The following is a 7,593-nucleotide window of genomic DNA, read 5'->3' on the forward strand; positions in this document are numbered from 1 at the left end:
GTAATTGAACTTCATGATATAGTATCATACTTATAATAGCAAAAATCGAGGTATTTTGGAATCTTTAAAAACCTGCTGGATCAAAAGCACAATCCCTTCTAACTGCTTAGCTGTATTTGCCATTTACAAGTATCTGATTTAGGCATCTGTTTTAACTTTATTAATCTTCTTCAATCTGTCCAAAATCGGAGAAAAAGCGATCGTCATCCAGTCTTTTTTCCATTCCGAATGAAAATCAATATCGCCAGAAGCAGGTTTATCGGTCAAGGCTTTAATTCTGACTATTGTAGGGATTGGAATGGAATCACCGATTATTATCGCCTCTTGCCTTTCCAACACGGGTAACGTGTCTGTAATTGCACTAACATTGTCGGGCATTAATCTTTTCACATATTGTTGATCGGTAGGATTTGTCAATCGCATAGCGACAAAATTATTACATTGAGAGAAAATTGTCTCAGAAATCTCGGAAGGTCTCTGGCTCACAATCATCAAAGAAAGTCCGTATTTCCGCCCTTCTTTTGCGATTCTTTCGATTGATTTTTTGACAGAATTATATTTAGCCCCCTCACTCTTCGGAATGTAATTATGGGCCTCTTCCAATACCAAAAGAAATGGCAATTCCTCTCCATGTTTTTTGGTACTCTTAAAATAAAAACAAAAGTCAAAAATCAACCTACTGATCAAGGAGACCACAATACTAAGCACCTCGAATGGTATACCACTCAAATCAATGATGGTAATATTGGAATTGGTATCTTTAGAATATCCTATAAATTGTTTGACAATATCCTCAAGATCATCTGTATGCAGTATTGAACCGTCTTTTTTTCTAGGATGCAATAAAAATGAAAGCCGTTCATCATTGATCTTGGTCTCCAATCTCGGAACAAAACGGTCGAATTCGCCGGCATAAGGGCCTCCGTTTATTTTCCCACTTGATTTGTCCTCGAAATCAACTTTTTCAAACAATAGATAATCCGGTTCAACCCCCTCGGGCTTTTCCTTAAACTTAAGTTCTCCGGTTTTCGCATCCTTTGTTGCACAGTTCTGGTTATGCAGGTAGCGAAAGACTTCATTGATATCGAAGTACACAGGAGTATCATAATTAACCTTGCCAATGGCTGGGTTATGTTTTTTCTTATTCAAGGTCACTGCGTACTTAAATTGAGAAAGCTGATTATGAGAATTACTTTCACGGCTTTCTATAAACATTTCTTCCAATTCTTCAGAATTCATCAACCAGTATGGCAATATCAATGTCTCGACATCTAAAAATGAAGCTTTAGGAAACGCAGGTGCGTATTCGCCATGAAGATCGAAAAGGATGATATGAGAATTGTTAAGGACTCCTTTCGTAACCTGCGGATCGCTTGGTCTGATACCTTCCTGTAAAATTTTTGCAACAGTACCTGACTTTCCCGAGCCAGTAGAACCTACAACTGCGATATGTTTGCTAAAAAACCGATCACCGTCAACCGCAATATCAATGTTGTTGTTCTGTGCCAATGTGGAAAAAATGAATCTTTTTTTGGCGCTTATTCCGGCATAAATCTTTTTCATGACCTCAACATCGGCTATTTCTACACTGTTCGGCGGGATTGCGATCTGTTGTCCTCCCCTTTTAAAGTTACCTTGCTCATCCAGGAAGCCAATTGGCTGAGCGTCCAAGATAAACGATGGCGATACACCCTCTACTTCCTGACCTAGGTTTGGATCCTTTATTTTAAAACTTTGAACCAGTGCAATGATAGAGGTGTTGGCCTCATCAGAAATTTTAAGATAACTACCAATGGTAAAATCTCTGGTTTCATGTTTAAATTGTTCTACATTAAGTACCTCGATCTGGATTAGACTGGGCGCTACACAAAGTATTCTAAAAATGTTGTCCTTACTCATTGGGCGTTAAAAAATGGTTAATATATCTTTTAAGTTATCGAATAGCTTAATATCAAAAATAATGTATTCAGAAGCTTTGGGATACGGACATTCCTGTTTTCCAAAATTGAACACTACTTTGGGTTTCTGAATTTCATCTATTTTTGCGATAAAACTAGAAAACATCAGCAATTTAATGGAATAATCACTTTTCATAATTCTGTTACCAGTTTTGTCGGTATTTATAATCGGTGGTTCATTAAACCTTTCCGGAGAAAAGAGTATTGTTTCCATCCCATCATTAAACTTGTGGTTATTCAATACCATATCTACTTTAACCTTCAACATTTCCACCGCATCAAGATCCATTACCACAGTCAAGGGTTTTGCGTCTTTAAAAATTGTTCCTATTGAGTATGTCTTGTACATCAAAGCCTCTAAAAACGTTAATACTGGCACTTCGGTATCCATCGCTTCGAGCAGGTCTTTTCCGATGATGACATATTTGGTTTTTGAGCGCAGATCTGATTTCGTTGATTTTATCACTTTAACGGTTTCTGCAATACGCTCCTTTTTTGTTTTAAGTTTGTTGTGCCACTCACTTAAAAGCTGCTTACCGATATCAATTGAAGTAATAAAATCCCTCTTATTAATTTTTCTCTTTCTCGCATCTGCCTTTATCGAAAGGTCCATAATCCTGCGTAAAGAATTGTTATAATAAAGATTATCGGCCTCATAGGCCGAGCAGGTGAAACGCTTCTTCAATAGAGCAATGACCTCAAGCTGCTGATCTTCGAATTTTTTACCGAAGACAAATTTGAATCGGTTCAAAAAGTTGATAAGGTTTTCGTCAGTCATACCATTATCTGTATGATAACATTTGGGGATCTTTTTTTCTGTAAAAGTTAAAATGTCTTTAAGTTGGTTCAACGAAATGGCTTTTTCTTGGCCACCGACTTCGTTTTCAAAATGCGCATAAAGCACATAATTAAACTGCGCACTGGTGAAAGCTTTTAGCCTAAAATGATCCAGCATCAGCATGATCGGTTCACGAACTGCAGAGTTAATAAAGGAAGGTTTAGATAAATATTTACACTGCACTGCTGTTGTTTCATCTGCCGTATGGATATCAATATCCTCAATACCCTCGACAACAATGTGATCTGAATCATCCCCAAGCATGAGCAGCTTCAAGATAGAAGTATCAAATTGATAATAGTAGCCTTTTATAGTTGCCTCAGCACTGCGTTCACTCATTTAAATAAAATATTGGTTATTCCCTGTTTGTTTTTTGAAATCTGTATGAAAGTACTCTTAAATAGATCACAATTATCTAGCGCTAAGTTATTGCTAAAACATACATCATAAATACTTAAATATGTGTAATCTTTATTGAGAAATCCACCCATGGCAAAGTTAGTTTACAATAATATCAGATCTTTACGGTTTCCCTCGATAGGGTATTTAAGTGTCAAGTATTGGTAGTTTGAACTATTATGCTAATGGAAAATGTTAAAGGGGTCAGCATCATGAAAATAGCCGATCAATGTCTTCCCATTCATCTTTTGGTCTTTCATAATCAGGTATGATGGTCCCCCGATACCCCCTATCATCGTCATCATCATAATCGGTACTTTCTAAAGCTCGGTCGACGATCTCAGATGCGCTTACATCATAGGAATGATCAAATTCATCAAAATAGTCACCAAGGTTTACCTGCTGAACGAACTCAACATACTCATTCCATATATCTTCATCAAGTTTATCCTGAGCATAAGATCGGCCCATTTCGCCTGCATTACGAATAACATCGTCCTCACCAAAATCTATATCTGCTGCGAGTGATTCAAAGATTTTTGAAAGCTTTGATTCGATCAGCTGTTTATTTTCACCAAAATGAATATAATCTTTAAAATCAGCCGAACACCGAGCAAATATTGATGTTATATTTTCTAGATCAATGGATTCTTGTGCGCAACGTATGATAATATCTGTGAAGCGATACAGATTGTCCTTGATGAAACTATACAACCCAGAGTCCTGAATTACATCGGCCATAAGAATATTACTACAAAGAATGTAAGAGCTTACGCCTTCCGGATCGTTAAGTATTTCTTTCATTAGCATCAGTGCAGCAGATCCATCAGCAGAAACCTGTAAGGGAAAGTATTCAATAAGTGCATCCAACAGATACAGAGGCCTGGATCCAGGCCTAACAATCCCAACTTCATCCATTGAGGCAATGATTGAGTTAAAAATCTTCGGACGTAGCCTGGTATCAATAATAATCTTTCCATCGCTGTCACCGAAATAAAAACTTAACTGATCGATAAATGCAATTGAGCAGAGGATAGCCTTCTGTTCTGCCTTATCCTCCACTAAAAAAGCCAAAAGATAATCAGTGATAGACGGGTTGAGAAAAGAATATTTGTTCTGTCGTTCCTCAGCATAGTAATTGGAGAGTAAGAAACCATCAAGTAGTTTCTTAAGTGAGTTATTGTATGCAGAGGGTTTGCGGATCAGTCCGCTATTAGCCAATTCATATTCATAGCGGGCTGCGAAAGCAACTTCCAAGACATCATCTGCAACATAGCTTCCACCAAGTGAAAATAAAGACATCACCAGAAACCGATCCTCATCTTCTAATTGTTGTTCAAAAGCATGCTTCCAGATTTCCTCAGGGTGATCTAGTTGATAAAACACAAATTCTTCAACGGAGGAATATTTTTTGGGATCATAATGGCGGACATCAGTTATAAACTCAATCAGCCGCGGAAAGAAATTCAGATGTTTGATGATGCGCGTATAAACATCCTTCTGAAAAAATGGTAGCGAGAAATTGGAGTCTATTGCATTAAAATACAAATGGTTATATAAAATCTTCGCTTTGTTCAATGCAGAATAATTCCTCAGTTCGAGTTCATATTTAAGATCAGTCGTAAGACGACTTCTCTTTAGATTTTCATACCGGTGGTTCGCCTGGTTTAGAATTGTGGTTCTTGAAGTAAAAATCAGGTATTTATTTGCGAAAGATTGAATTTTTGCTACAAAACTGATGATCTTGTTTTCAGGATTTTTTGGGTTTTGTATGTCAAATAAGTTGGCACCCAAAAAATCATCTATAAAGAAGATCTGTTTTTTTTTCGGGTCATGTGAAAGCAACCCTTCCACTTCGGAAATTTTTCCATCAGAAAAAATAAGCTCACAGCCAGAAGCTAGCCGTTCACAAATCAGCATATAGGCCAGTGTCGTTTTTCCCACGCCAGGCAAACCGCTGATAATTAAAAATTTATTTTCCAACAAAATATCAACCGCGCGAGAAAAATCGTCAGTCATCACATAGCGCTTGGTATTACTCAAAATCTTTTCCCTATGAAAATCTGAGTTGTTAATTACAGCATTATTCAATATCCGACGCATCACATTAGTACTGGTCAGCCAAAGCTTAAAAAACTTTTCTTCAATATTGTTATGTTTGCTCAATATGGACTCCAAGCGCCTTCTTCCGAAAATATCATTTGTAGAACGCACAAATGGGTTAAGTATATCCTTTATTTCGTTAGCCTGCTTTGGAGAAAGCGGCACTGAAGTCGCCACTACATATCGCAAAGGTACAGGAATCATTTTTTTTACACTTTCCAATTCTCCATTAAGCAGTTTCTGTTTAAGATGTGCATAGCCAGAACCAACATAATGTTTTACCTGCACCACAATTTCATTTTCTACCTTCCCTGTATACAATAGGTCGATTCCGCCATCCTTTCCGGCTTTAAACAACTGAAAGTCTACTTCATAGACGGTATCAAGCAGATCTTTGCATAGATCTTCAAATTCTTTATCGTTGAGAACATCAAGATTATATTTCATAGTCATTATTTTCTGGCTTAATAATACCAGGTTAATTATCTCGACAATTTATGAATTTTAACATTAGACTTTACTATAGCCTTTATATTCAGACCCATCAACAATCTCGGCTCACCATATCTTTGAAATTATCAGATAGTGAGCGAAGAAACTTTACTCTGTCTGGTTCAATAATTAGCTGGTTACTTGTCAAAGATAGATGTCCAAGCCCCAGTCCTGAAAAAACATATAGATGGTTACTATAAGCCTTTGATGGATAGAATTGCCCCAAATTAGTTAATTAATAGCATTGCAACATTAAATTATTATTTACATATTGCAAAAGCAAGGGGTGAGAGCCTTGCATCAATCATAGATTGAGAGCGTTAATTTAGATAAAAGGATGCAACAGCGAATGTTGCATCCTTTTTACTTAAGGGCAGAATTTGAGGAAAACATCGTGGAATACCGCCCTTATCAACCGGAAGCTCTAGATCACTCTACTCTCTCAATAATTTTCTGCATATCAGAACCAATTTTATGATCCATTACCTTTGCGTAAATCTGTGTTGTTTTAATACTGGTGTGTCCCATCATCTTAGACACACTTTCTATGGGCACACCATTGTTAAGCGTTATAGTGGTGGCAAAGGTATGTCTGGCAATATGAAAAGTCAGCAACTTATTAATATTACATAGGTCTGCTATCTCTTTTAAATACGCATTCATTTTTTGGTTGCTCATCATTGGAAGCAAGGTGTCTTTGACAATACACTGGGGATGGTTTTCATAAGCTTTAATTATGGATAGAGCGACTGGCAGAACAGGGATCCGTGAAAGTGTATCGGTTTTCTTTCTGCTTGTATATATCCATAAATTACCATCAGTGCCTTTAACCAGCTCAGATCGTTTTAATTTACATACATCTACATAAGCGAGACCTGTGTAATAACTGAAAACAAACATATCGCGAACTGTACCAACCCTATCTACACTGAACTTCTTTTCCTTTATAAGGCTTAACTCTTCTTTGGTGAGCACCTCACGGTGTACAGTATTCTGTTTTGGTTTGTAATTAAGATAAGGATCCACTGCCAGCCAGCCGTTACCTAAACATATGCGAATAACTTTGCCAAGATTTTTGATGTATTTTATTGCAGAGTTATTGCCACAGTTGCGGACGCTCCTAAGGTAATATTCAAAATCAACCAAGAAAGCAAAATTGATTTTTGTAACAGGAATATCTGAAACATTATAATTTAACTGCATAAAGTCTTTAACATGCATTAGGCAGGTTTCATAGCGCTGAAGGGTGCTTCTTTCATATTCCCTTCCAATGAGACTTTTCATTTTTAAGTTGTGATTTTCAAAAACCGCAACAAGAGTCCGTGATTGCAGAGCTTTTCCAATAAAACGATTTTTAACCGTTTCTGCTGTAACGGTTTCGTTCCCTACCGTCATTAATTGGTGAAGCTCCTGAGCTTTCGACTGTAACTTATCCAGAAAAGCATTCAAAATCCTGATATCTTCTTTTGTGCCTGAGGCTCTTCCGGCCTGTGCGTTCCAGCGATTGGGATCACATGACTTTCCCGTAGAGGTTTCTGCCCGTCTACTGTTGACCGTAAACCTCAAATAGATGGTTACCGGACCGTTTTTGTAAGTGGAGCGCTTTTTTAAATAAAAAAGCAGATTCATGTTTGTTCTCATGACAATTGATTAAAGTGAAACAAAATTGTTAATTCTGTCACTTACAGTCAAGATGTTTAATGATTGAACTAGCTTATAAACAACTATTTAAGCTATAATTGGTGAGCATTCATATCGTTTAATGTACTCACCGAATTGCTCACCTATTTCTTGCGAAAAAAT

Annotated in this window: 4 protein-coding genes; all 4 read right to left on the reverse strand. The window is 37.0% G+C overall.

Annotation, left to right across the window (positions count from 1 at the left end; genetic code table 11):
* Positions 1-138: 138 nt before the first annotated feature.
* Entirely contained in the window at positions 139-1,899 is a 1,761-nt protein-coding gene (locus tag R2R28_RS16730; protein WP_316826827.1) for an ATP-binding protein, read from the reverse strand.
* A gap of 6 nt (positions 1,900-1,905) precedes the next feature.
* Positions 1,906-3,135, reverse strand: a complete 1,230-nt coding sequence (locus tag R2R28_RS16735; RefSeq protein WP_316826828.1) for a hypothetical protein — start codon at positions 3,133-3,135, stop codon at positions 1,906-1,908.
* A gap of 270 nt (positions 3,136-3,405) precedes the next feature.
* Positions 3,406-5,745: a restriction endonuclease gene (locus R2R28_RS16740; protein ID WP_316826829.1), complete on the reverse strand. Its 2,340-nt coding sequence runs from the start codon at positions 5,743-5,745 to the stop codon at positions 3,406-3,408.
* A gap of 474 nt (positions 5,746-6,219) precedes the next feature.
* On the reverse strand, positions 6,220-7,431 hold the full coding sequence (locus R2R28_RS16745) for a site-specific integrase (RefSeq protein ID WP_316826830.1): 1,212 nt from the start codon (positions 7,429-7,431) through the stop codon (positions 6,220-6,222).
* Positions 7,432-7,593 lie beyond the last annotated feature (162 nt).

The organism is Pedobacter miscanthi (assembly GCF_032678605.1).
Classification (GTDB): Bacteria; Bacteroidota; Bacteroidia; order Sphingobacteriales; family Sphingobacteriaceae; genus Pedobacter; species Pedobacter miscanthi_A.